16 protein-coding genes and 1 pseudogene are annotated in these 24317 nt (G+C 59.9%); 15 read left to right on the top strand and 2 right to left on the bottom strand.

Features of this window, described 5'->3' with window-relative positions; all coding sequences use genetic code 11:
• Nucleotides 1-66 precede the first annotated feature (66 nt).
• The 5 genes and pseudogenes from PM3016_RS19970 to PM3016_RS19950 all read left to right on the top strand — a co-directional run bounded on the left by PM3016_RS19970 (nt 67) and on the right by PM3016_RS19950 (nt 8530).
• Nucleotides 67-2430: a glycoside hydrolase family 9 protein gene (locus tag PM3016_RS19970; protein ID WP_041619188.1), complete on the top strand. Its 2364-nt coding sequence runs from the start codon at nt 67-69 to the stop codon at nt 2428-2430.
• Between the two features lie 200 nt (nt 2431-2630).
• Nucleotides 2631-4648: pseudogene (locus tag PM3016_RS19965) on the top strand (endo-1,4-beta-xylanase).
• A gap of 189 nt (nt 4649-4837) precedes the next feature.
• Nucleotides 4838-6208: a calcium-binding protein gene (locus PM3016_RS19960; RefSeq protein ID WP_014370693.1), complete on the top strand. Its 1371-nt coding sequence runs from the start codon at nt 4838-4840 to the stop codon at nt 6206-6208.
• Between the two features lie 240 nt (nt 6209-6448).
• A complete protein-coding gene (locus PM3016_RS19955) occupies nt 6449-7120 on the top strand; it encodes an NAD(P)H-dependent oxidoreductase (protein WP_014370692.1) in 672 nt (223 codons plus the stop codon).
• A gap of 141 nt (nt 7121-7261) precedes the next feature.
• A complete protein-coding gene (locus PM3016_RS19950; RefSeq protein WP_014370691.1) occupies nt 7262-8530 on the top strand; it encodes an L-dopachrome tautomerase-related protein in 1269 nt (422 codons plus the stop codon).
• A gap of 74 nt (nt 8531-8604) precedes the next feature.
• Here PM3016_RS19950 and PM3016_RS19945 read toward each other — a convergent pair whose 3' ends face one another.
• A complete protein-coding gene (locus PM3016_RS19945) occupies nt 8605-8889 on the bottom strand; it encodes a hypothetical protein (RefSeq protein ID WP_014370690.1) in 285 nt (94 codons plus the stop codon).
• Nucleotides 8890-9149: 260 nt separating this feature from the next.
• Between PM3016_RS19945 and PM3016_RS19940 the strand changes: the two genes are divergently transcribed.
• From PM3016_RS19940 to PM3016_RS19925, 4 genes are all read left to right on the top strand, one after another.
• Complete coding sequence (locus tag PM3016_RS19940) at nt 9150-9746, top strand: DUF1349 domain-containing protein (RefSeq protein WP_014370689.1); 597 nt, start codon at nt 9150-9152, stop codon at nt 9744-9746.
• 124 nt (nt 9747-9870) lie between these two features.
• The gene (locus tag PM3016_RS19935; protein ID WP_014370688.1) at nt 9871-10758 is read left to right on the top strand and encodes a TetR/AcrR family transcriptional regulator; all 888 of its coding nucleotides are present in this window, start codon (nt 9871-9873) and stop codon (nt 10756-10758) included.
• Nucleotides 10759-11024: 266 nt separating this feature from the next.
• Nucleotides 11025-12257, top strand: coding sequence for a cytochrome P450 (locus PM3016_RS19930; protein ID WP_014370687.1), 1233 nt, complete (start codon nt 11025-11027; stop codon nt 12255-12257).
• 25 nt (nt 12258-12282) lie between these two features.
• A complete protein-coding gene (locus PM3016_RS19925; protein WP_187296786.1) occupies nt 12283-13044 on the top strand; it encodes an SDR family oxidoreductase in 762 nt (253 codons plus the stop codon).
• Between the two features lie 131 nt (nt 13045-13175).
• Here the strand turns inward: PM3016_RS19925 and PM3016_RS19920 are convergent, their stop codons facing one another.
• A complete protein-coding gene (locus PM3016_RS19920) occupies nt 13176-14186 on the bottom strand; it encodes a LacI family DNA-binding transcriptional regulator (RefSeq protein WP_013918310.1) in 1011 nt (336 codons plus the stop codon).
• Nucleotides 14187-14362: 176 nt separating this feature from the next.
• Here PM3016_RS19920 and PM3016_RS19915 point away from each other — a divergent pair, with 176 nt between their 5' ends.
• From PM3016_RS19915 to PM3016_RS19890, 6 genes are all read left to right on the top strand, one after another.
• Nucleotides 14363-15307 (top strand): aldo/keto reductase, encoded by a 945-nt coding sequence (locus PM3016_RS19915; protein ID WP_014370686.1) that lies wholly within the window; start codon nt 14363-14365, stop codon nt 15305-15307.
• Nucleotides 15307-16323: a zinc-binding alcohol dehydrogenase family protein gene (locus tag PM3016_RS19910; protein ID WP_013918308.1), complete on the top strand. Its 1017-nt coding sequence runs from the start codon at nt 15307-15309 to the stop codon at nt 16321-16323. The genes PM3016_RS19915 and PM3016_RS19910 overlap by 1 nt, the downstream gene beginning before the upstream one ends.
• A gap of 291 nt (nt 16324-16614) precedes the next feature.
• Nucleotides 16615-17508, top strand: coding sequence for an AraC family transcriptional regulator (locus PM3016_RS19905; protein ID WP_014370685.1), 894 nt, complete (start codon nt 16615-16617; stop codon nt 17506-17508).
• Nucleotides 17509-17707: 199 nt separating this feature from the next.
• Nucleotides 17708-19819: a GDSL-type esterase/lipase family protein gene (locus PM3016_RS19900; protein ID WP_014370684.1), complete on the top strand. Its 2112-nt coding sequence runs from the start codon at nt 17708-17710 to the stop codon at nt 19817-19819.
• 46 nt (nt 19820-19865) lie between these two features.
• Nucleotides 19866-22847, top strand: coding sequence for a pectinesterase family protein (locus tag PM3016_RS19895; RefSeq protein WP_238540619.1), 2982 nt, complete (start codon nt 19866-19868; stop codon nt 22845-22847).
• 496 nt (nt 22848-23343) lie between these two features.
• Complete coding sequence (locus PM3016_RS19890; protein WP_013918302.1) at nt 23344-24312, top strand: ABC transporter permease; 969 nt, start codon at nt 23344-23346, stop codon at nt 24310-24312.
• The last annotated feature ends 5 nt before the right edge of the window (nt 24313-24317 follow it).

Genomic DNA, 24317 nt, shown 5'->3' with positions numbered 1-24317 from the left:
TACGAAGCAGGAGCAGCTTTATCAGCGAAGGGAGAGGCGGGAGTGGCTTTGAACCAACGATTGACGATGGCAAAAGGGGGCTGGACCCGAGTCCTGGGCGTGTCTGTGCTCACGGGCGCGATAGTGATGGGAGCGCTGCCCCTGGCGCCTTCCCGGGCGGCGGAGCCCTACAACTATGCGGAAGCGCTGCAGAAATCGATCTATTTCTACGATGCGGAGAAATCGGGGCCCGGCGTTACCGGGGGAAGGCTGCCCTGGAGAGGCGATTCACAGCTCTCGGACGTCCGGGTGCCGCTCGGGGTGAACGGCACGGCGAAGAACATGACCAACCTGTCCTCCGACTTCATCAGCCGGAATCTCTCCGTCCTCGACCCCGACGGGAACGGCTCGGTGGATGTCAGCGGCGGCTTCCATGACGCGGGGGACCATGTCAAGTTCGGTCTGCCGCAGACCTATGCCGCCTCCACGCTCGGCTGGGGCTTCTATGAATTCCGCGATGCGTTCCGCAGCAGCGGGCAGGAAGCGCATATGCTGGAGATCCTGCGGTGGTTCAGCGATTACTTCCTCCGCTCCACATTCCGGGATGCGCAGGGGAATGTCGTGGCCTTCAGCTACATGGTGGGCGACGGCGGGGTGGATCACGCGTACTGGGGCCCCCCGGAGCTGCAGGACCCCGTCAAGTATCCCCGCCCGGCCACCTTCGCCACGGCCGAGAAGCCGGCCAGTGACCAGGCGGCCGGAGCGGCGGCCGCTCTGGCGATCATGTCGCTGAACATGAAGGACAGCGACGCAGCCTACGCCGCACGCTGCCTGGACACGGCGTCGGCCCTGTACCGGTTCGCCCGGCAGTACAGGGGCCTTGGGAACAGCGACGGCTTCTACAACTCCAGCGCGGACGACGACGAGCTCGCCTGGGCGGCGGTCTGGCTGTATTCGGCCACGGGGGAGAACGGTTATCTTCAGGATGCGGCCGGGGTATCCGGCACGAGCTACACGGGGGATCTCAAGAAGATCATGAGCTCCACTACCGGGACGTGGAAAAATACCTGGACCCACAGCTGGGATACCGTCTGGGGCGGGGTCGTCCTGAGGCTCGCCGAGCTCTTCCCGGCGAACGCCCAGTATGCCGATTCGGCGCGCTGGAACCTCGAGTACTGGTCCGGCGGCAAAGTGCCGCACCGCGACACGGGTGACAGCGCCTATATCCCCCGGACACCGGCCGGCTTCTCCTTCGCAACGGGATGGGGCTCTGCGCGTTACAATGCGGCCGCCCAAATGCTGGCGCTGATCTACGACAAGCACAAGGGCGGCACCGCGTTCACCGAGTGGGCCAAGAGCCAGATGGATTATCTGATGGGCCGCAATCCGATGGGCTATTCGTATCTCGTCGGCTTCCCGTCTCCCGAGCTGGACGTCAAGCACCCGCATCACCGCGCGGCCCACGGCTCGACCAGAGGCAGCCTGACGGACCCGCCGAATAACCGGCACATCCTGTGGGGCGCCCTGGTCGGAGGTCCCGACGGCAGCGACCGGCACAACGATCTCATCACCGATTATGTGCAGAACGAAGTCGCCATCGACTACAATGCCGGGCTGGTCGGAGCGCTCGCCGGGCTCTATGCGCAGTACGGCCAAGGCCAGCAGCCGCTGCCGAACTTCCCGCCGGAGATCGGAGGAGGAGGCACCGCCGTGCCGGCGGCGCCTGCCGGGCTGAAGGCCGCAGCAGCGGGTGACGGGAAGGCGGTGCTGTCGTGGACGGCCTCGTCCGGCGCAGCGAGCTATACGGTGAAGCGGGCGGCGGCCGGCGGCGGGCCTTACACGGTCGTGGCGACCGGCGTCACCGGCACGGGCTACACGGACACCGGCCTGACAGGCGGCACCACGTACTATTACGTCGTCTCCGCCGTGAACAGCGCAGGCGCCGGCCCGGATTCGGTCCAGGTCAGCGTCACGCCGGCCGGAACGACTCCTCAGCCGGCGGGCGGCCTGGCCGTGCAGTACCGCGCCGGGAACACGAATCCGGCGGACAATACGATCGCGCCGCATTTTAACATCAGGAACACCGGTACGAGCGCGGTACAACTGAGCGATCTGCGGCTCCGCTACTACTTCACGAAGGACGGCAGCCAGCCGCTGGGCTCCTGGGTCGACTGGGCGCAGATCGGCTCGGCCAACGTGCTGCGGACCTTCGAGACGGCCGCAGGCACGGGTGCGGACACCTATGTGGAGCTGAGCTTCGCCGATGCAGCAGGCTCCATCCCGGCCGGCGGACAGACCGGGGATATTCAGCTGCGCATCGCGAAGGCCGACTGGTCGAACTTCAACGAAGCCGGGGACTACTCGTTCGATGCGTCGAAGACCGCCTATGCCGACTGGGGCAGGATAACGCTGCATCAAGGCGGCACGCTGGTCTGGGGCACGCAGCCGTAATCCGCTCAGGCAGTTACGCCGTCCACTTCATCTCTGGGGCTGCATGCCGGGACAGAAAGAGCATTCTCCTGTTCCCGGATGAGGCTAACCGGGCAGGGACGCTGTCCCGGCCCCGGCCCCCGGGTGAGTGACGGCAGGCATGGACACAGGTCAACTAAGGAAGGCAGTGGGAATGAGGGTCAACGGAAGGATGAGGTGCCATGAAACTGAATTGGAAGTGCAGTAAAGCGGGCCGGATCTCCGGCTTGGCCCTGGCCTTGATCATGCTGGCGGCGGCTCCGGTCTCCGCCGCCAATACGGTGCTCCTGCAGCATGACTTCGAGGATGCGGTGGTGGCGGGCTGGACCGGACGCGGCGGCGTCGAAATCCTGACAGCCTCCCCGGGAGCCGCCCACAGCGGCGTCTACGGCATGCAGGTGGACGGCCGGACGAAGGGCTGGCACGGGCCGTCGCTGGAGGTGACGCCGCTGATGAGGGCGGGCCAATCGTATGTCGTCTCCGGCTGGCTGAAGCTTCCCGCCGGTTCGCCGAATACGAAGGTGTACCTGTCCCTGCAGCATTCGCTTGCGGCCGGCGAGCAGTATGAGCAGATCGCTTCGGCGGCCGTGACTTCGTCCGGCTGGGTGAAGATCGAGGCGCAGTATAAGCTGCGGGAAGCGGCGAACAAGCTGTCCGTCTATTTCGAGGCGCCGGATCAGCCGGCGCAGTCCATCCTGCTGGACGATTTCCGGATCGAGCAGCTGCCGGATGCGGGTCCGATCACGATCGAGGAGAACATACCGTCGCTCAAGGATGTGTTTGCCGGTGATTTTACGGTCGGGACGGCCTTTGAGAACTTCGAGATGAACCAGGAGGCGGACCGGAAGCTGATCGCCAAGCACTTCGGCACGGTCACCCCGGGCAATGTGCTGAAGTGGGACAGCACGGAGCCGCAGGAAGGGGTGTTCGATCTCGCCGATTCCGACGCGGCGGTAAACTTCGGCGTGGAGAACGGCCAGCAGGTGAGAGGCCACACCCTGATCTGGCACAACCAGACGCCGGGGTGGGTGTTCCGCGACGCGCAGGGGAACCGGGCTTCGAAAGAGCTGCTCTACCAGCGGATGCAGAAGCATATCGAGACGGTCGTGAGCCGCTACAAAGACGTCATCGATGCGTGGGACGTCGTCAATGAGGTCATCGACGCTTCCCAGCCTGACGGACTGCGGCGCAGCGAGTGGTACCAGATCGCCGGGGAGGAATACATCGAGAAGGCGTTCCTGTTCGCCCGTCAGGCGGATCCGGATGCCAAGCTGTTCATCAACGATTACAATACGCATGAGCCGGCGAAGAGCCAGGCGCTGTACAATCTGGTGCAGCGGCTGAAGGCCAAAGGGGTGCCGGTTGACGGGGTAGGGCACCAGTCGCATATCCGCATCGCCTTCCCGTCCCTTCAGGAGATCGACACTTCACTGCTGAAGTTCGCCGCCCTTGGTGTAGAGCAGCATATTACCGAGCTCGACATGGGCGTCTATTCCAACGACACGGACCGGCTGGAGACGTTCCCCGACACCCTCAAGAAGCAGCAGGCGGACAAATACAAGGCGCTGTTCGAGCTCTTCCGCAAGCGCAAGAACCTGATCACGAATGTCACGCTGTGGGGCAAGGACGACGGCAATACGTGGCTGCGCTCCTTCCCGGTGAACCGCAAGGACTGGCCGCTGCTCTTCGATGAGCGGCTCCAGGCCAAATCCGCCTACTGGTCGGTCGTCGGCACACCGGCACCGCCGGCCGGCAGCCTGGCCGTACAGTACCGTGCCGGGAACACGAACGCCGCCGACAATACGATCGGCCCGCAGTTCAATATCAAGAACACGGGCACAACCGCCGTCAAGCTGAGCGGCCTCAAGCTCCGCTACTACTTCACGAAGGAGGGCGCTCCGCCGCTGAACGCCTGGGTCGATTGGGCACAGGTCGGCTCGGCCAATGTATTGCGGAGCTTCGGGGAGGCGGCAGGACCCGGCGCGGACACCTATGTGGAGCTGGGCTTCACCGACACGGCAGGCTCCATCCCGGCCGGCGGACAGACCGGCGATATTCAGCTGCGCATTGCAAAGTCGGATTGGTCGGCCTCAACGAGGCGGGCGACTACTCGTTCGATCCCGCGAAGACCGGCTATGCCGACTGGAACAGGGTAACTCTGCACCAGGACGGCAGCCTCGTCTGGGGCATACAGCCGTAGGCGTAGCCGGAGCCGGCAGGGAGCCTGAGGTAATCATCCTCAGGCTTCTTTCTTTTGTGGCTGGAACAAACCTGGGAATCTAAAGAAAACATAAGACTATAGGATGAATGAGTATGCTATTTTGAATATGGAATTCCTGTATAGGGAGTTCGTCATTCCTTATTCAATGTCGGAGAGGACGATGCCGGAATGGAACAAGAGCTGCAAAAGCCGCGCCTGGTATTTGGTACGAAGGGCAATGATGTGCTGACCGCTTCCCCCTCGGGAGAAGACCACATCTTCGCGGGAGCGGGTGAGGATTACCTGTTGGCGGCCCCCGGGAGCAGCAGCCATGTGCTTCACGGAGGAGACGGCGAGGATACGTTCTTGGTGGAAGGGGACTCCCATGTCCTGTATGGCGAGACAGGGGACGATACGATCACGGTCGTCTCGAACGGCAGCCGGATTCATGGCAATGAAGGAGACGATGAGCTTACGGTCAGCGGAAGCGAACTTCTCGTGACCGGCGGACTCGGGGAGGACCGGCTGGAGGCAGCCCTGGACCGTTCTGCCGTTCACAGCGGAGCCGGAGATGATTATGTCGACTACGGCGATACGGTGATGAACCGCTCCACCTTCGATCTTGGGGATGGGCGGGATGAGCTGCGGATTCGCGGGGAACACAACCAGGCCATAGGCGGCACCGGGGAAGACAGCCTCTTCATTCTGGCAGGATCGGGGAACCGGATCGACGGCGGCGCGGACACCGACTTCCTGGGCACCTCTGGAGCGGTTGACAGTACATTGATCGGGGGATATGGGGACGACTGGTTTTCTGTTGGCTCCGATGAGTATGGCAGTTACCACAGCCGCTCCAACCTCTACTCCGGCGGCGGCGGCAATGACAATTTTGCTGCAGGCGGCAGCGAAGAGACGTACCTGGGAGGGACGGGCAACGATACGCTGCGTGCGTATTATGGCTCTATTCTGAGCCATTCCGTTCTGAAGGGCGAAGCGGGCAGCGATACCCTTCTTCTCGATGATCCGTCCGGCACAAGCTTCAATCTGCTCGACGGCGGCGACGGGAACGATTCGCTGACCGCAACACACGCATCGAATCTGCTCAGAGGCGGCTCCGGGAACGATGAACTGGCTGTGCATGGCTGGGAAACCCGTGGTAATACCCTCTCCGGCGGCAGGGGATCGGATACGTACCGGATCGGCGAAGGCGCCCTGCTGAATACGATCCGCGACGAGGGGCTGAGCGGGGAGACGGACCGGGTGATCTTCGAAGCGGTCTCCGCCCCGGAAGTAACGGTGAACCGCCAGGGGAACGACCTCGGGCTCTTCAGCGAGGCGGAGAAGCTTCTCGTGCGGGACTTCTTCGGCGGAGCAGGGCAGCGCGTGGAACGATTCGAATTCGCAGACGGTACGATCTGGACAGACAAGCAGGTCGAGACGCTGATCCAAGCCATGGCGGCCGGCGGTTCGGCGGCCGGACCGGCGGACGGAGAGAGCTCCCTCCATGCACCGGCGGAGCTGTCTCTTCTGCTCATGGGAACGGGGACTCCGCAGGTGTAACCACCGGATATCGTTCAAGAGGACTGCTTCTTCTCTAGGGGAACCTCGGGGAAGAGCAGTCTTTTTGGCTTTTTTTGCGCGTGGATCCTTTCATTCGAACCCAGTGAAAGGGGAGTTGACACCCTTTCTTGTAACCATTACAATAACAGGTGGTGAAAATAAGTAACTAATCAACCTTTTACAAGTTACCTACATTTTCACTGGAGCAAACGCACATACATCATTCAGGGAGGTTTACATATGAGTGCGAACGAAACCAAACGCCAGGAACTTCTGGACGCATTCCAATTCAGACACGCCACCAAGAGCTTCGATGCGGAGCGCAAGATCTCCGATAAGGATTTCCATGTCATTCTGGAGGCTGGACGCCTGTCGCCGAGCTCGGTAGGACTGGAGCCTTGGAAGTTCCTTGTGATACAGAATCCCGAGCTGCGCGGGAAGATGCGCGAGATCTCCTGGGGGGCTCAGGGGCAGCTGCCTACGGCGAGCCATTTTGTCGTGCTGCTGGCACGCAGGAACGGGCGTTACGATACCGATTATTTCTGGAATCAGATGACCGGCATCAAGCAGATCCCGGAGGAAACGGTACGGACCATGATGTCCCGCTATTCGAGCTTCCAGGGCGAAGACTTCAGGCTGTTCGAGAGCGAACGCGCGCTCTTCGACTGGGCGTCGAAGCAGACGTATATCGCGCTGGCCAACATGATGACGGCGGCCGCGCTGCTTGGCATCGACTCCTGCCCGGTCGAAGGCTTCAACCTGGACAAGATGAACGAGCTGCTGGAGCAGGAAGGCCTGCTGGAAGACGGCGCGTACGGGGTCAGCGTCATGGCCGCGTTCGGTTACCGGGAGAAGGACCCGCGCCCCAAAGCCAGAAGACAGGCGGAAGATGTCATTCAGTGGATTGAATAAGATGCGGCCCTCTTCGCTGGAAGAGGGCTTTTTCCTGTTTCAGAGCCGGGAAAACAGGTGATAAGTCCAAGGAGAAGCCCCCACCACGGCGAGCGCTCCCAAGATGAATCCACTTGCCTATGAAGGAGGACGATATCCGTCATGAAGCTTCCCGGTACAACGTTTCTGTTGGCTGCGGCTGTAACCGTATCCGCCGCATCCCTGCCCGGCTCCGGCCATGCCGCGGACATATTGCCGGCAGCCCCGGCCGCACCGTCAGCGTATACCCTGACAGCCCCCTTTGAGATGGTCTATCACTGGAACCGGCTCGACTGGAATTTCAACGACCCTGCGATGAAGCAGGAGTTCGAGAGCAAACAATACTGGAAGACGGCGATTCCCGCAGGCGTTAAGGTGGACTCGCAGGGCCGCTACTATGTATCGGTTCCCCGCTGGTATCCGGGCATTCCCGCTTCCATGAACCGCATCGTGATGAAGGAGGGCAAGCCGCTGCTCGAGCCGTTCCCAAGCTGGGAGATGAACCGGGCAGGAGACCCGGATAAGCTTCAGTCCGTCCTGGGATATGAGATCGACGAACAGAACCGCATCTGGATGCTCGACCAGGGCCATATCGCGTCCCAGCCGTCGCAGCCCGGCTCGCAGAAGCTGGTGGTCTGGGACCTGACGGAGAACCGACTGATCGATTCGGTACCCATCCCGGAGCACATCGCTTCCTACACGACATCCTTTCTCAATGACCTGGTCGTGGACAACAGAAACGGGTTCGTGTATATCACCGATTCGGGCAACGGATCGAAGGATTCGCCGGTTGCAGCGGGACTCGTCGTGTACGATATGAAGACGAAGTCATTCCGCCGAGTCCTGCATCAACACTACAGCACACAGGATTTCCCGGGCTTCCGCTTCTCCATCATGGGCAAGCCGGTATTCCAGGACCGGCCTATGAAGACCGGGGCGGATGGCATCGCCCTGTCGGCGGACCGCAGGACTCTGTACTACTCGCCGCTAAGCGCCAGAAATCTGTATGCGATTGATACGGCGCTGCTGCGGGATTTTGCCACTCCGATGGAGAAGATCGAACAGTCCGTCACCGCACTGGGCAGCAAGGGAACCAACACGGACGGCATGCATGCGGACAACCAGGGGAATGTATGGTATACGATGCTGGAGGATCAAGGAATCGGCAGATACTCTCGTGAGGGGAAGTTTCAGCCTTTCGTGTCCGACGACCGGATGCTCTGGGTGGACGGGGTTGCCTTCGACCAAAAAGGGTCGTTGATCTTCAACAGCAACCGGCTTCACGAACTGCGCGGGAATCAGGAAACGGTCGACTGGACCCATCCGTATAATCTCGTCATCTGGAAGGCCTATGCCGGGCCCGGAGTCAAGTCCTACCTGTATGCCGAGTGATGACAATGAAAGAATACCGGCTCCCTTGTTCCTGCGAAGGAGCCGGTTTGTTGTTTAAGCGGAATAACGATAAGCTACTGCTGGGTAGAGGCTTCTCCTGCATTGGTCAGAGACTGGCTGCTGTTCAGTGCCTGCTGCAGCTGCGCCTCGGCCTGCTGGGATTGCTGTGCACTGGCCGCGGCGATCTGGTGGGCCTGCTGGGACAGCTGGTCGGCCTGCTGTGCCATGGAGATGGCCTGCTGCGCTTCCTGAATCAGCTGCTGAGCCTGCTGCTCAACCTGCTGCGCGTTCAGATGGGGATTAACCGCCGATCCGGCTTGACCCTGGGCTGCTGCATTTGCGGACGGATTATTGTTCATCAAAGCTCACCTCGGTTTGGTTTAGTATGATTGTGACCCGTCTAGGATGAAGCAAACGAAGAAAAAATATTCGGAAGCCCTGAAGGAATAACTGACAGCCCTTCATCCTTAAAGGAGGGGGAGCCGTTTTGACTCGGGCCGGTTCTGCATATTTTTGGTTTATCTTACAAGGACAAGCACCGCCAGCCGGCGAATTACTTCAATACAGCGGGCGAAGTCTGGCAGTCAGAAAGACAAACCAATCGAAAGTAGGTTCCGTCATGAACAACAATCTGTTTCTCCCTGAAACCAGGCAGCAATTAAGCTGGATGAATCCCCCGGACAAGTGGACGTATACGGAGGAGGGCGGGCTGATCGCCGAAGCCCCTCCTGGAGCGGACTTCTTCCGGGACCCGGCAGGCAAGCATATGGCCAGCTCGGCGCCGTTCCTGCATCTCCCGGTCGACCCGTCCTTCGAGCTGACCACCCGGCTCCGGGTGGACATGCGGCATATCTATGATTCCGGCTGCTTGATGCTGATGTCGGGGCCGGATCATTGGGCCAAGCTCTGCTTTGAGTTTAACGGCACGTACCCGACGATCGTGTCCGTCGTCACCCGGGACGGTTCTTCGGATGACTGCAATTCGGAGCGGGTCACGGTCGACAATCCGTATTTGCGGATCACCAAGGCCGGGGACTGCATTTCCTTCTATTATTCTCCGGATGGAGAGGAGTGGAGGCTGATCCGGTATTTCGGGCTGAAGTGTCCTTCCCCGGTTATAGCCGGCGTGGTGGCGCAATCTCCGAAGGGGGAGGGGAGCCGGGTTCAATTTGATTATTTGCAGCTGTCACGGCCCCCATCGGACAGCCGATTTTAAGCTGAAACACGGAGCAAACGCCTCGGCGCTGCTCCGTGTTTTTTGAATGCACGCTATTTCCTTGAAGCCGGAGGTGATGATAAAATCATAGCAACCATCACTGCAGCAGCTAAGGGGAACCGACATGACGAACCGAAGACAAGCATTGTTAGACACGGCATTATCGCTCTTCCTGGAACACGGCTTCGCGAATACGACGATCCAGATGATCCTGGATGCGTCCGGCGTATCCAAGGGAACGTTCTATAAATGGTTTGAATCCAAAAATGACTGCGTCGTCGCGATCTTCGAGCAGCTCCTGCAGGAGGATCTGCTTCTCCGTAAAGAACTGGAGAGCAGCGGCGGGTATGCTTCGGATTTTGACCTGCTCGTGGATCAGATTGCCATACCCATGTCGCTGCCCGAGAAGCAGCGGGTAACGGAGCTGTTCTGGGCCTGGTTCTACTCCGGCGAGTTCCACCTGACCGACCTGGCCCGCATGCAGCTGAAGTGGCTGTCCGAACGGCTCGTCCAGCTCTACGGCGAAGAGATCCGGCCGTATGCCTACGAAGGAGCGATCCTGTGCCATGGCATGCTGCACCAGATTGCGAACACCTGGCGCAACCTTCACGGCCGCGGGCAGCCCGTATGGAGAGAGGCGGTGCCCCGGGTCCTGACCTACGTGGAAGTGCTGCTGAGAGCGATGCAGGAGAGAGGGGAGCACATCATGGACCTTCAGACCTTGTCGCTGATCGGCTATCAAGAACAGGATGAGATACCCGATAAGCAGTCCCTGATCGACGAGCTTCGGGAGCTCGACCGGGCCGTGCAGAAATCCAAGGAGCCGGCCAAGACCAGGGAGCTCACCAAGGGACTCCTGATGGTTCTGCAGCAGGAGGAGACGAACCGTTCCCTCCTGGAAGCCGTCCTGCAAGCCTTCCTGGCCCAGCTCGAAGAGAGCGCCTTTCGCGCGGAAGCCCGAAGGGCCGCCCAAGCGGTCTGGTGGTATTTGGAGAAGCTTAAGCCTGAGTAAACGGACAGCCGGCAGCGATGCAGGCTGTTTTTTTAATGCCTTTTTTCACATGACTATACGACCCGTCTATTATTAATCCCTGATTTATCAAAGATTATGATCGACCAACTTCAAAGATTTGAAAATAAATAGACTACTAGTATAAAATAGGAATTGTCCCCAAGCGGTGAAGAGGAAAGGAGGACGCCATAACGAACGACACCACAGAGAGCAGCAGCTGACCGATCCGCAGGAAGGCACTCATATCTATGGAGGTGGAATTCCTAATGAACCAACAGCTCATCCCGGTCCAGGACATCAGCCGGTTCCGATCGCGTTCCGAAGAATTTTTCCCGCTCGACTGGTACAAAAGAATGCTGACCGACAACCCGGTGTATTATCACGAAGAGACGGATACCTGGAATGTATTCCGGTACGATCACGTGAAGCTGGTGCTGAGCAACCATGAGTTCTTCTCGGCGGAGGGCACCCGGACTACGTTTCAGATCGGCGCGAAAAATAAAGAGGGGACGGTGCCGGAGAAGCTCAGCCTCACGAACATGGACCCGCCCCGCCATCAAAAGTACCGTTCGCTGCTGTCGGCGGCTTTTACCCCGCGCAGTCTGAAAAACTGGGAGCCGCGCATCCGGCAGGTAGTGGCGAAGCTCATCGATGAGATGGAAGGGGGGACCACGGTCGATATCGTCCAGTCCCTGGCAGGCCCGCTGCCTTCCATCGCCATGGCCGACCTGCTCGGTGTGCCTTCGAAGGACAACCTCCTGTTCAAGAACTGGGTGGACATCCTGTTCCAGCCTGCCCGCGGCGGGGATGCCCGGGAGCTCGAGGAAAGAAAGGGAACGGCCGCCCGGGAATACTTCCAATACCTGTACCCCATCGTGCTTCAAAAACGCGCCGAGCCCGCAGATGACATCATCTCGGATCTGCTCCAGGTGGAGCTCGAGGGGGAACGGTTCGAGGACGACGAGGTGGTCAAGACCACGATGCTCCTGCTGGGGGCGGGGATCGAAACGACCAGCCACATGCTCTCCAGCACGTTCTACTCGTTCCTCTACGATGACCCGGCCTTGTACGGACAGCTGAGGGAGAACCCGGAGCTCATCCCGCTCGCTGTCGAGGAGATGCTGCGCTACCGGTTCCACTGTTCGAAGCGGCACCGCACAGTCAAACAGGACAACGACCTGCTGGGCGTTGAACTCAAAAAAGGCGATGTGGTCATTTCGTGGATGAGTGCGGCCAATATGGATGAGCGGATGTTCGAGAATCCCTTCACCCTGGACATTCACCGGGCCAACAACAAGAAGCATCTGACCTTCGGCAGCGGTCCGCACTTTTGCCTCGGGGCGCCTCTGGCGCGGCTGGAGCTGAACCTGGCCCTTACGGAATTCCTGCCGCGCTTCTCGCGGATTGAGCCTGTGGCAGGATTCGACCTGGAGAGCCATCTTGCAGATTCTGCTCCAGGCCAGACGCTGACCTCACTGCCTGTCACCATCTATAAGTAAGCCTGAGAACGTGTGGAGGAAGAACATCATGAGATTAAACGGAAAAACAGCCGTCGTTACAGGGGCGGCATCTGGGATGGGGAAAAGCATCGCAGAGCTGTTCGCGTCGGAAGGAGCCAAGGTGGTGGTCTCCGATCTGCGCGTGGAAGCGGCCCAAGCCGTAGTGGACGGCATTCAGGCCAAGGGCGGCACGGCGGCCGCCATCGCAGCCAATGTGACGGCAGAAGAGGACGTCCAGCGCCTCATCGACGGAGCGGTGGAGTCCTTCGGTACGGTCGACATCCTCGTGAACAACGCGGGCATCATGGATAACTTCGTGCCTGCGGCGGAGGTGACCGATGAGCTGTGGGAACGCGTCTTTGCCATTAACGCGACAGGCCCGATGCGCACCACCCGCAAGGTGCTTCCGGTCTTCCTCGAGAAGAAAAGCGGGGTCATCATCAACGTCGCCTCCCTCGGCGGCCTGCAGGGCTCCAGAGCGGGGGCGGCTTATACCGCAGCCAAGCATGCGGTCGTCGGCTTCACGAAGAACGTCGGGTTTCAGTATGCGACGATGGGCATCCGCTGCAACGCCATCGCGCCCGGCGGCGTGAAGACGAATATCGGCACCACGATCAACGCGCCGAGTCCGTTCGGGCTCGAACGTACGTCCGTCGGGATGGGGATCAATCCACGGGTAGGGGAGCCGGAGGAGATCGCCAAGGTGGCGCTGTTCCTGGCCTCCGACGAATCCGGCTTTGTCAACGGCACGGTCGTCACGGCGGATGCGGGATGGAATGCTTACTGACGGACGTTGACAGGAGGATGCATAGGGTGCAGCTGCAAAAAGGTCTGCCGGGAGACGGCAGACCTTTTTGACGCGGCCATTCGCTGCGGATCCATTGCGAATGGCCCCCGCCGGTCCCGCTGCTTCGGGTGTCACTCCCTGACGGTCGACCGGCGAACGATGATCTCGGCCGGAAGAACGATCCGGCGGGTCGCGATCGGGGCCGTGCCCTGGATGCGCTCAATCAGCAGCTGCATGCCGAGAAAGCCCATATCATAGGCAGGCTGGCTCGCCACGGTCAGGAACGGATTGTAATCCGGTATGATATCGGGGTCGTCGAAGCAGGCGACCGCAACGTCCTCAGGAACCCGGAGCTGAAGCTCGTGGAGGGCCCGCAGCGTGTTCACGCCGATGAAGTTATTCGCGGCCAGGATGGCGGTCGGGAACGCCTGCTTCGGAATGGCCTGCAGCCCGCTGACAATCTCGCTCAGGCTGTCCTTCTTGAAGTGCGTCCCGAGGGTGTACATAGGCTGCGGCGTAAGGCCCGAGAGCTTCAGCGCTTCTTCGAAAGCCTGCTCCCGTTCCCTTGCGATCGATATGGAGCCGGGACCGTTGATCATGGCGATGCGGGTATGTCCGAGCGCCGTCAGATGCTGAACCAGCCCCTTGATCGTGGCCGGGTTATCTCCGGTGACGGAGTCGGCCGGGACGGCGGGAACCGTCCGGTCCACATACACGAACGGGATCCGGCGCTTCGTCAGCTTCTTCAGGTTCGCGGCGGACCCGTCGCCCGTCGGGGCGATCAAGACCCCGTCGACACCGGTGGACATCAGCATCTTCACATATTTTTCTTCCTTGTCCTGATTCTCATCGGTATTGCCGAGGATGAGCTGGTACCCTAGCTGCAGCGCTTTGTCCTCCGCGCCGCGCGCGATATTGGTGAAGAACGGATTGGAGATATCCGGGATCACCAGAGAAACCAGCCGCGTTTCTTTGGAGGTGAGGCTGCGGGCCTGCTTGTTCGGCACATACTCCAGCTCCCGGATGACCTGCTCGACCTTGAGGCGGGTGGACTCTTTGATGGAGGGGGAGTTGTTAATGACGCGCGAGACCGTCATCGGGGAGACATTGGCTTTCTTGGCTATATCATAAATGGTAACCATACACACGGGACTTCCTTCCGAACGGAATACTGAGTACCTTCATCATGCGGCAAGAAGAGGCAGAAATCAAGCCCGCTCCCGTTGACCGGACGGCGGGGCTGTGTTAGTATTTTTGTTACCGGTAACATTAAAATAACATTATAAAAATATCATTGTGAGAGGAGGTCATCTGCCCAATGAAATACCGTAAGCTTGGAAACACGGGATTGGATGTGTCGGTGATCAGCTTCGGGGCCTCGTCCCTCGGGTCCGTGTTTCATCCGACGGATGACCGGGAAGCGGAACGGACGGTGCACACGGCATTTGAGCTCGGCATCAATTACTTTGATGCAGCTCCCTATTACGGGCTGCTCAAGGCGGAACGGGTGCTGGGGCAGGCCCTGAAGAGCATTCCCAGGGACCGGTACATACTCAGCACCAAAGCGGGGAGGTACGGGAAAGCGGATTTCGATTTCTCATACGACCGGATTCTCCGAAGTGCCGAAGAGAGCATGACGCGGCTGCATACGGATTATCTGGATATTCTCTTCCTGCACGATATCGAATTCGGAGACAGGAAGCAGATCGTGGAGGAAGCGCTGCCGGCACTGGAGGAGCTGAAGAAACAGGGCAAAATCCGCTTCACGGGTGTGTCGGGTCTGCCTCTGTCCGTATTCCGCACCGTGCTGGAGCATCATAAGGTCGATGCTATTCTTTCTTACTGCCATTATTCGCTGAATGACGACGCGCTGCTCGACCTCCTGCCGCTGCTCCGGGAGACCGGCACGGCCCTCGTGAATGCTTCTCCTTTGTCGATGGGGCTGCTGTCGGGAACCGAGCCTCCCGCTTGGCATCCTGCAAACCCTTTCATTCGAGAGGTCTGCAGGGAGGCCTCGACGTACTGCGAGCAGCATGGGCTGTCCCTTCCGAAGCTGGCCATTCAGTTCGCCGTAAATCACGAGGAGATTCCGACGACGCTCGTCAGTACGGCGGAGCCGGAGAAGATCCGGAGGAACATCGAGAGTGCGCTGGAGCCGCCGGACTTGAAGGCTATTGAAGCCGTACGGCGTGTGCTTCAGCCGATTCAACGGCGATCGTGGCCGAGCGGAAGGCCGGAATATCATACGGGGGTGCTAACCTAATGAAATGTATCGTATGCGAAGAGCCGAAACGGCTCGTGATGAAAGACGCCGGCATGCCGCCTGCTCCTGCGCCGGGCGAGGCGCTGATCCGCATCCTGCGGATCGGGATCTGCGGCACAGATCTCCATGCTTATCAAGGGAATCAGCCGTTCTTCACATATCCCCGGGTGCTGGGGCATGAACTCGCCGCCGAGATCGTCGAACTGGGGGAGGCGCAGGACGGCCTGGCCCCCGGAGACTTGGTGAGCGTGATTCCTTACGTGCACTGCGGCAGCTGCATCGCCTGCCGGAGGGGGAAGACGAACTGCTGCACGGGCATGAGTGTCCTCGGCGTTCATCAGGACGGCGGGATGCGGGAGTTCATGACGGTGCCCGTACGCCAGCTCGTGAGGGCCGACGGATTGACGCCCGACCAGGCGGCCGTGGTGGAATGCTTCAGCATCGGGGCGCATGCGGTTCGGGTCGGGGAGATCCGCCCGGGCGATACGGTGCTCGTCATCGGTGCCGGACCGATCGGACTCGGCACCATGAAGTTCGCCAAGCAGGCCGGAGCGCGGGTCATCGCCATGGACTTGAACGAGGAGCGGCTCGCGTTCTGCCGGAGGTGGGCCCCTGCCGACGAGACGGTCCATGCCGGACGGGATCCGCTTCAGGAAGTCGAGAGGCTCACAGGCGGAGACTTCCCGGTCGTCGTGCTGGATGCCACAGGGAACGCCCGATCGATGGAGGGGGCGCTGAATTTCGTGGCCCATGGCGGGCGGCTGGTGTATGTGGGGCTCGTGAAGGCGGACATCACCTTCCATGATCCGGACTTCCACAAGCGGGAGATGGCCATCATGGGCAGCCGCAACGCGCTCCGGGAAGATTTCGAGGAAGTGATCCGCGGGCTGCGCAGCGGTGCCATCGACACGGATGCGTTCATTACGCACCGGACGGATTTTCAAGGCATGATCGATCAGTACGACAGCTGGCTGCGACCGGAGAATGGGGTCATCAAGGCGATGGTAGAGCTGTAAGCGATAGAACACTCCGGGCTTGTAACACTCCCGGCAAAAGAACAGGTTTGCTCGGAAGGCCGCCGCTTGGGCGGCCTTTTTTTGCTTTCAAGCGGACTGCACATGCTGGTACTGCGGCCCAAACCGCCGGGCTGCTGCCTGCACATAGGTTGCCTCCTGCACATAGGTTGCCTCAGGGCTAGTCGCCTGAATCCCCAGGCGGTGACCGTGCGCCGCAGCCAATAAGTTATCCCGAAGGTATAGCTTGGCGGGCTGGAAGAGCCCATAATCAAGAGATGATCGCAGGAGCAGATGAACACGATCGGGGAGGGTGCCAGGGTGAAGGGTGACTTTGAAGTGTCGATATCCAAAATCGTGACTCCGTTTAGCTTTCTGAAATCTCATACTCACGATTATTACGAAATTTATTATCTTATGTCGGGCCGGAGGCGCCTGTATATCGGGAACCAATGTTATTCCCTCAAAAAGGGCTCACTCGCCTTCATTCCGAAGAACGTTCCGCACAAGACGATGACCGCCAGTCCGCCGGAGCATGAGCGGCTGGTAATTTATTTTCACGATGCCTATATCGATTCGGCCGTCAAGGAGCAGCCGGACCTGCTGCTGCCGTTCTCTGGACAGGAGCCTGTGCTGGAGCTCAATCAGCAGGAGCAGGCCTTCGTCGAAAATCTGCTGCTTCAGATGATCAACGAATATTCGGACAAGGACCGCAGAGGAAGGGCCTTGTACTTCAAGAGCCTGCTCACGCAGCTGCTGCTCTTCGCCGGCCGCAAGCAGCCTGACGGCAGCACGGAGGAGCTCAAACCCGTCAATCCGTCGATCCGCGAGATTGTACAGCACTGCAACGACCATTTCCGGGAACCGATGACGCTGGGGCAGATCGCAGGGAGGTTCTTTTTGTCCCCATCCTATGTCAGCCGCCTCCTCAAGAAGTATACGGGGCATTCGTTCCCCGAGTATCTCAATACCCTGCGGATCCGGGAATCGCAGCGGCTGCTGCGGGAGACCGGCCTCAAGATGATCGAGATCGCCGAACAGGTCGGATACCTCAACATCACGCATTTCAACAAGAATTTCAAGCTCATCACGGGCATGTCCCCGCTGCAGTACAAGAAGATGGCGCAGAATATGGAGCATGTCACCCTGAAGCACAAGCCGGAATTTCTGGAGAAGCACAGATTCTAGAACGGATGGAAGTGTGCGGAAATAGCAAAGATTCGCTAAAAAGAGCAAGTTAGCTGGTCGAATCGGGAGGAAGCCCTTTGCTATGATGCTTAACAGCACGGCAAACCAAGCACTCATCGCAAGGAGGAAGATTAATGACCAGCAGCAGTATTGAATCCGTTTGCAGCCTTACCGGCGGCACGGGAAGGGGGTGCGGCGAGTGAGACGATTCCTGAAGCTCAGCTTGTCCGCCCTGCTCCTGACCTCGGTCTTCACGCCGCTTCAGAGCCGGAGCGAAGCGGCCGGTACGGAACCGGGGCAGCTCCCGCTCGACTCCTCCGTTCAGGGGGAACGCGCCTACAAGTTCAATTTTACCAGCCAGGCCAAAGAGGGCTACCGGTCCGTCACCTATGATGTGTATGACGGTGTACCGCTCTACACGCCTGCTGCAGGGTACGGCTTCGTTGGGCAGACCAGCGCGATGCCTCCGAGAGAAGTGCATACGTCCACCATCACTTCCGACGGCACAGGGTTCTATATTACGGAGCCTGCATTCTATGCGGAGCCGAAATACGAGAAGGACAACTACAACAATTACGGCATGGCGTTCCGGATTCAGGCTCCTCCGGGCGCGTACAGCGTCTATGTCAAGACCACTTCGGATGCGGCGGATACGACCGTGTCGGTATCGGGCATGCAGACCAGCCGCCTGCTTAAGGGCGGGTTCTGGGATGCCGCCAAGCTCGTGCCCATCAAGTATACCGCTGCAGCCGCCGGCAAAGAGTGGACCTATACGTACGTGAACGGAAGGGATTACCTCGATATCGAGATCGAACCGAACAAGGTGAATACCCCTGTCGGCATTGAGGAGATCGTGCTGAAGCCCCTTCCGAAGCAGGTCCGGGCCGCCGGCACGCTTCCAACGGTCTTCACGCTCGGGGACTCCACGGTGAAGTCCTACACCTTCGACGAAGCGCCGATGAGCGGCTGGGGCCAGGTCTTCGACAACCTCTTCAACCGGGAGAAGGCCAAGGTCGTGAACTATTCCATGGGCGGACGCTCCTTCAAGAACGCCTACACCGAAGGCCGGCTGAACGATATTCTGCTGACCGGCAGCGTCGGGGATTACCTGCTGATCCAGTTCGGCCACAACGACGAGAGCGTTGACGAGTTCCGCCGTTACGGCAGAGGCTCGACCGAAGGGATGTACGAAACCTACATCCGCGAAGTGTACCTGCCGGCGGTCCGCGCCCGGGGGATGATCCCCGTATTGATCACCCCGCTGTCGAGGGTGAAGGGCGATGCGGCTCCCGGCCATATCTACACGAACTCCTTCAAGACAAGGCTTTTCCCCGACATCATGAAGAGGATCGCCCGGGAGCAGGGAGTGACGCTTGTCGATCTCAACGCCGAGAGCGTCAAGTATTATAACGAGATCGGCGTCGAGGCGACGACCGCCGTCTTCATGTCCATCGAAGCGGGGGAGACCCCGGGCAAGACGAATGACGGCAGCTACGCCAACGGCCATCCGTCGAAGAAGATTGACGGAACCCACTACAAGGAAGCGCTGGCCAAACCATTTGCCCGGATCGTCGCCACCGAGCTGGTGAAGCTCGGCGGGGAAGGCGACCGCACGGCGGCGGCGATCGCCTCCCTGCTTCGGGGGGATGTCCGGGATGCGGCCCGCTATGGCAGCTGGTCGGCGATCTTCCCCGAGATGGCCAAAGATACGACGACCGGCGGAGGGGCCTATTACCGCAATCAGATCGAGAAGCTGCTGCAGCTCGGCGTCCTGCACAAGGATGACCGGGGGAACTTCCGTCCCGATGAGACGATCACCGTGGATGCCTTCATCCGGAGCCTGGCCAAGCTGATGGAGCTGGACCCTGCGGTCTTCGCCGGCTACCCGAACGGGAAGCTGACCCGGGAGGTCATGGGTGCGATTCTGGATGATGCCTACCACGCCAAGTTCACGAGCAAACCGAAGTACATGACGGATTACAACGGCACGACGGTAGTGCCCGGCGATCCGGCTTATGATCCGAACCTGGATTCGGGCGCACGTGGGGCGATGTACTATCCGCTGGTCTCCTGGCAGCAGCTGACCGATACCCCACAGATCGCGCCTCACCTTGCCGCCAAGGTCAAGGATGCGTATGAGCTCGGGCTGTTCCGATCCGAGAAGGGCATTGCCCGGGGGCAGATGGTGAACGGCACGGAGCTGGAGCCGAAGGCGGTTGTCACGCGCGCGAAGGCGGCCAAAGCCCTGTACTTCATGTGGGTTCTGGAGCACGAGGTCAGCCAGGAGAATGACCTTTCTTCTTTGAAGTAGTGCCTATTCCAATGGAAGAACAGGAGGAGGGATCATCGTGAAGAAAATGTGGCATATCGCCCTATCCGCCCTGGTGGCGGGGGCTTCCTTTTCCGGTACGGGGATTCACGGATTGACCGCTTCGGCTGCAGGGGAAGAACTGACCGTTCCCCCGGGGAACACAGCTTTCATCAACGACAGCTTCAACGGCGTGACGGACCCGCCCGTGACGAGCACGTCCACCGTCAAGACATTCGCGGGCTATACCGCAAGCGTAACCGGACCGAACGGCTCGGTAAGCATTGCCGCTTCGGGCAAGGACGGCGTACCGTTCCCGTCCGAAGCGCTGCTGATCCGGGACGAGGACGGCTCGAACGCCTCGGGTACCGTCGGCTCGGGGGCCGGAGCGACTTCCGTGACGAAGGGGCTCGGCAGCCGGATCTCCGACGGGATCGTGACCGTCGAGCAGGATATGTACTTCTACGGCCCCAACAACGACATCAGCCGGGGCCGCAATGTTCTGAAGCTGACCGGCGGGGTGAACAGCCAGGCGAACACGTCGGACACGATCATCCAGGTCGATCTCAAGGGCGGTAAGATCGCATGGACGGACACGGGCGGAATCTATACGAACATTACGCCTGCCAATCTGACCAATGCCGCCTGGTATCATCTCAAGGCGGTCATCAACCTGAACACGTTCAAGGCCGATTACTATGTCACGAATCTCAGCGACGGGTCGGTCGTCGGCGAGCTCCGGGAGCAGCCGTTCTATAACCGGACCCTCGGCAGCCAGGCGGGGGATACCGCAGCCATCACGGCGTTCGGAGCCTCTACCGGCGGTACGACGGCGGAGAACATCGTGCTCGACAACATCCAGGTCTACAAGCTGAATGCGCCTCCGGATGCCCCTTCCGGTCTGACTGGAATCGGCGGAGACCGGCAGATCGCCCTGTCCTGGTCTCCTGCGCCGAACGCCGTCACTTATGATGTGCTCCGGGGTGAATCCGCCTCCGGCCCCTTCGTGAAGGTCGCGGAAGGACTTACCCGGGCGGCCGCCAGCTCCGATCCGTTCCGGGACGGGGGGCTCATCAACGGTCAGACTTATTATTATGTGGTCCGCGCGGTGAACCCGTTCGGAGCGACCGATTCGGCTCCTTGCGCCATTACACCGAGCGGGGAGCGGCCCGCCCCCGTACCGCCGCAGAATATCAACGTGGAAGCCAGGGAATCGGCCGTGATGCTGAAGTGGGATGCCGTTCCCGATGCGGCCACCTACACGCTGAAACGCGCGATTTCGCCTGAGGGTCCGTTCGCTGTCGTGTCCTCCGTGATTCCGAACACGCAGACGAGCTATTATGATACGGGCCTGGACGCCGCCGCCACTTATTACTATACGCTCTCGAGCACGAACATTGCCGGAACCGGAGACGAGAGCCAGCTCCTTACGGCGAATCCCAGTGTTCCGCTGACCGAGCCCGCTGACCTCCGGGCGGTTCCGGGCAGCAAGCGGGTAGACCTCAGCTGGACCGGTTCGCCGGGCGCGGCGGTCTACCAGGTCAAGCGCAGCACGGGATCCGGCGGGCCTTATACGGTGATCGGTTCCACTTACGGCACGAGCTACAGGGATACGGGTGCCGTGGACGGGCAGACATATTACTATGTCGTGAGCGCCGAGAATGTCTCCGCCCGCAGCATGAACACGCTGCAGGTCCGCGCGGTTCCGTATACGGCTCCCAAAGGGGCGCCGGCGGCTCCGACAGGCACCGTAACCGAAGCTGCCTACGGGCAGATCGTTCTGCACTGGGATGCCGTCCGGGACGCTTCGGAGTATACGATCAAGCGGGCTTCGTCCTACAACGGTCCCTATACGACCATCGCTTCCACCAAGCGTACGTCGTTCAAAGACACCAAGGTGACCAACGGCAGCACCTACTATTATATGATTACGGCCAAGAACCGGTATGGGGCCGGCCCGGCTTCCGAGCCGCTCATTGCGACGCCTTCCCGCGTGATTGTCGTGGCCAAGGACGGAACCGGTGACTTTACGACCGTCCAGGCGGCGATTGATTCCGTGCCCCAGAACCGGCAGGAGCGCACGGTAATCTACATCAAGAAGGGCATCTATAAGGAGAAGGTCATCGCCCCGGTCGATAAGCCGAACCTCAGCTTTGTAGGCGAAAGCCGCAGCGGGGTCGTGATCACCTACGATATGAACGTCACGTATCATCCCGGCCTGCAGACCGCGACGTTCGAGCTCCGGGGGGCCGGCAGTACGATTGAGAACATGACAATCCAGAACTCGGCTTTTCCGAACAAGGACACGAACGGCGTCAAAGGGGTAGGGCAGGCGCTCGCCCTGTATGTCTCCGGGGACAGGATGGTCTTCCGGGAGCTGAACCTCTACGGGTTCCAGGATACGCTGTATGTCGAGAAAGGCCGGCAGTATTTCAGCAGCCTGTACATTGAAGGCACCGTGGATTACATCTACGGCAACGGCTTCGCCTACTTCGACCGTTCCGAGATGAAGCATGTCGGCACCTTCGGCGGATACACGACCGCAGCCTCCCATGACCAGACGGCGGTGAACGGCTACGTGTTCTACCAGGCGAAGAAGACGAGGGGAACCACCTCGCTCAAGCCGTACATTCAGCAGTACGGCAAGGCCGGAACCTATACCGGCGCCTGGGACGATACCTGGGATCTGGAGCTGCAGGGTGTCAGCAAATCGAACAGCACCGTGTACCTCGGCAGACCTTGGCGGCCGTACGGCAACGTCAAATTCGTGGACACCTGGATGGACGCGCATTTCTATGCGGCCGGCTGGCATAACTGGGGCAAGGTGGAGAACGAAACCACGGCGGTCTACGGGGAGTACGGCAGCACCGGCCCGGGCGCCAATGCCCAGGCACGCGTACCTTGGAGCAAGCAGATGACGACGGAAGAAGCGAATGCCCTGACGGTCCAGCGGGTGCTGGGCGGGCAGGACGGCTGGGATCCGACGCTGACCGGCGTCTTCGCGAAGCCGCCGGCAGCGTTGGGAGACTGAGCCGGTCTGACTGCTGACGGCTGCGGCTGACCGCCCGGCATGCCGCTGCCAAGATCTCCGGCAGCCTGTTCCGAATCCTAAGCAGCCGCACCAGAGTGTCCGGCATGCCGCCAAGCAGCGGCCCTTTGCCTGCGTACTTCCGCAGTGCAGGGGGCCGCTTTTTCCCTATGCAGAGCTATGGATTGACGATGATGCAGCCGAATGTTAACGTTAAACCAGAGTGCTCGCCGCCGCTGTCCATGCACTACATAACGGGCGGCACCAGAAGGAAGCCTGCCTGTGAGCATGAGCCGGTTCGGACCGATCCGGTGCGGAGGAGATCCGGCAGCCAGCGGTCCGCCGATCTCGGAATCCTTCTAAGAAATGCCGGAGCAGTGCGGACTTCGGGGCTGCCGGTATAATTCCGGCACATAATTATTGGTTATTGTGAAAACGCTCTCTATTTTGTTAAGTTAAGGGCAAGCCGGCTTAGTCAAAATAGAGAGGAGGAAGTATAGTGGCTGACACAGCTTCATACCCGAAACCGGGAACCGCCTATCGGCCCTCGCGTGCCGGGGAATACGGGCGGATGCTCCGCAAAGATTTTGCCAAGAACAAATATATTTATGCCTTATCCCTTATTGGTATCGCTTACTATCTCATCTTCAAATATGTGCCGATGTACGGGGCGCTGATTGCGTTCAAGAATTACGTGCCCTCCAAGGGCATACTCGAAAGTCCCTGGGTGGGCTTCAAGCACTTCCAGGATTTCTTCGGCAGTCATTATTTTTGGCGGATCCTTCGGAATACGCTGCTGATCAATGTATACGAACTGATCTTTGCGTTTCCCGCGCCGATCATCCTGGCCCTGCTGCTCAATGAAGTACGGCGCTCCTCCTTCAAGCGGATGGTGCAGACGATAACATACCTGCCTCACTTCGTCTCGCTCGTCGTGATCTGCGGCATGCTCATCGACTTCTCGCAGAAAGCGGGGCTGCTCAGCACCATCCTGGCCTGGTTCGGCGTCGAGCGGCAGAACCTGCTGCTGAACCCGGATCTGTTCCGGTCGCTCTACATCGGCTCCGGCATATGGCAGGGGATCGGCTGGGGGTCGATCATCTACCTGGCCGCTCTTACCTCGATCGATACGCAGCTGTATGATGCGGCTACGGTGGATGGGGCGAACCGCTGGAAGCAGATGCTGCATGTGACCCTGCCGGGAATCATGCCGACAATTGTGATCCTGCTCATCCTGCAGATCGGGGGCATGATGAACGTAGGCTTCGAGAAGATCATTCTGCTCTACAACTCGCAAACCTACGAGACGGCGGATGTCATCTCAAGCTTCGTGTACCGCCGGGGGATTCTCGAGGCCAATTACAGCTACAGCACCGCAGTCGGTCTGTTCAATTCCCTGGTGAACTTTGCGCTCTTATTGATTGCGAACCGGATCTCCCGGAAGGTCAATGAGACGAGCCTGTGGTAGGAGGA

Source organism: Paenibacillus mucilaginosus 3016 (assembly GCF_000250655.1).
GTDB lineage: Bacteria > Bacillota > Bacilli > Paenibacillales > NBRC-103111 > Paenibacillus_G > Paenibacillus_G mucilaginosus.
Note: the sequence above shows the minus strand (reverse complement) of the source record. Positions and strands in the feature narration are given on the sequence as shown.